At 40.7% G+C, this 2,180-nt stretch carries 1 protein-coding gene and 3 pseudogenes; 2 read left to right on the top strand and 2 right to left on the bottom strand.

Annotated features, from left to right (window positions below; translation table 11 throughout):
• Positions 1–151: 151 nt before the first annotated feature.
• Positions 152–304, top strand: a pseudogene (locus tag ACNPNW_RS19205) (DUF2256 domain-containing protein).
• Here the strand turns inward: ACNPNW_RS19205 and ACNPNW_RS19200 are convergent.
• Positions 301–552 carry a TIGR03643 family protein gene (locus tag ACNPNW_RS19200; RefSeq protein WP_373683236.1) on the bottom strand — a complete coding sequence of 84 codons (252 nt, stop codon included), beginning with the start codon at positions 550–552 and terminating at the stop codon, positions 301–303. The pseudogene ACNPNW_RS19205 and the gene ACNPNW_RS19200 overlap by 4 nt on opposite strands.
• 301 nt (positions 553–853) lie before the next feature.
• Here ACNPNW_RS19200 and ACNPNW_RS19195 point away from each other — a divergent pair.
• Positions 854–1,982 (top strand): annotated as a pseudogene (locus tag ACNPNW_RS19195) (IS3 family transposase).
• Between the two features lie 70 nt (positions 1,983–2,052).
• Here the strand turns inward: ACNPNW_RS19195 and ACNPNW_RS19190 are convergent.
• A pseudogene (locus tag ACNPNW_RS19190) lies at positions 2,053–2,178 on the bottom strand (transposase); the annotation flags it as partial.
• Positions 2,179–2,180: the final 2 nt, after the last annotated feature.

The following is a 2,180-nucleotide window of genomic DNA, read 5'->3' as shown; positions in this document are numbered from 1 at the left end:
GTACTGGTATTTCATGATCCGGTATGAAGCGACATTCCGTAATCATCCACGTATGGGCATGATCTATCGCCAGCTAGATAAACTTCAAGATCGGCCGCAGATCATCAGCCATGCCCAACAGCTTCTTAGCCAGATCGATGAGTTATAAACCATGAAAAAACAGCATCTCCCTGAAAAAACCTGTATTCACTGCTTGCGCCCTTTTACTTGACGCAAGAAATGGCAACGCTGCTGGGAGGAAGTCAGATACTGTTCTGAACGATGTAAACGTGAGTCTAGACGGCGGTCAAAATCAAACGCTTAGAAACGCTTGTATTGCCGTGAACAATAGGCCCGTATCACATCGGGTGAACGCAGTTGCAGATGTTTAGTTTTTCGGCCGGTGACTCGTTCACGCCACATTTTAAAACTCGATGCTTTCATATTTTTCCGCATCAAGCGAATCACTGCAGTTTCATTTAAGCCAAACTCACGCTGGATGGCTTCAAATGGGGTGCGATCTTCCCAGGCCATTTCAATGATCCTTGACAGATCTGCTCCCGCATATTCAATTACTTTACGCACCACATACCTCTGCTTACTTTCATTTTTAAAATAAAAATTGAGCGATAAAATTTAACGCTATCTCTCTGTATCTGGGTCAGATCAAGTTGACCAGACTCATCTTAATAAAACGAAGATGAAGATTTTGTGATTTTTTACGTGGATTGTATGTTGTTGCTGTCCTATCGGGCCTTCGAGCTCAGCCTGTGGTCCAAATACCTGTGATGTGGGTCTAGGATTTTAGACCATGCCTATAAGTGATAATCTACTCCCCAATAAGCATGGGAAATGCTTGTTTTTGGAGTCAAGCATGACACGAAGAAAACGTCGTAATCATTCAGCAGAGTTTAAAGTTAAAGTTGCTCTCGCAGCAATTAAAGGCGACCACACACTCGCTGAACTTTCTACTCAATTCGATTTACATCAAAACCAAATAATTGATTGGGAAAATCAACTGCTTGAGCAATCAATCAGTATTTTTCACGACCAACAGCACAACAAGAACCTGAGATTGACCTCAAAGCTCTACATGCCAAGATAGGACATCAGGCATTGCAAATTGATTTTTTAGAAGGTGCGCTCAGAAAAATAGGGCAGCTGAGCGGCAAAAAATGATCGATAAGACCCATCAACTTTCGGTACGACAACAATCGCAATTGATTCAAATCAATCGCAGTACGTTGTATTACAAGCCCAAAGAGATTTCATCAACTGATTTGAGTTTGATGCGTCTAATCGATGAAATTCATCTCGACTACCCATTTATGGGCAGTCGAATGATACGAGATATGCTACAGCGTCAAGGACATCAAATAGGTCGGCGTAAAGTCCGACGTTTAATGCGCTTGATGGGAATACATGCCTTGTATCCCAAACCCAATACCAGTAAGCCTAATCTTGCACACCGTATTTTCCCATATCTGTTGAAAAACATGGTCATAGATCACTCTAATCAAGTCTGGTGTACAGATATCACGTACATTCCTATGGCTAAAGGCTTTGTCTATCTGTGTGCAATTATAGATTGGCATAGTCATAAAGTACTGGCTCATCGTGTATCGATCAGTATGGAAACAGACTTTTGCATAGATGCGTTGCAAGAAGCAATTGCGAAATATGGTTGTCCAGAGGTGTTTAATACAGACCAAGGCAGTCAATTCACAAGCGAGGCATTTTTGAATGAGTTAAAATTGCGAAATATCTGTATCAGTATGGATGGGAAAGGACGGTGGATAGATAATGTGATGATTGAGCGGTTATGGCGTAGCGTGAAGCATGGGGAAGTCTATTTGAAGGCTTACGATACGGTTAAACAAGCGAAACAATCAATTGCTGAATATTTGGATTTTTATAACATGATACGTCCTCATTCAAGTTTGAATAAGGCAACACCGGATGAATTTTATGATCAACATTTACTAAAAGTAATGGCAGCATAATTTAAATATTTAGAGCGGATTTATCACTTATAAAACTAAATTGAGTGGTCTAATTAACGGAACCACATTAATTTGTATTCAATCCATGTTGCAAAGCAACTGAAGCAATTGAAACGTCCGGTGCTTTACAAGCCTGAACGATCTGCTGTTTAACTTCAGCACTGCATGTTCTTCGTTTTTTCTCAAGAGATGTGATGG

Source organism: Acinetobacter endophylla (assembly GCF_053543775.1).
Note: the sequence above shows the minus strand (reverse complement) of the source record. Positions and strands in the feature narration are given on the sequence as shown.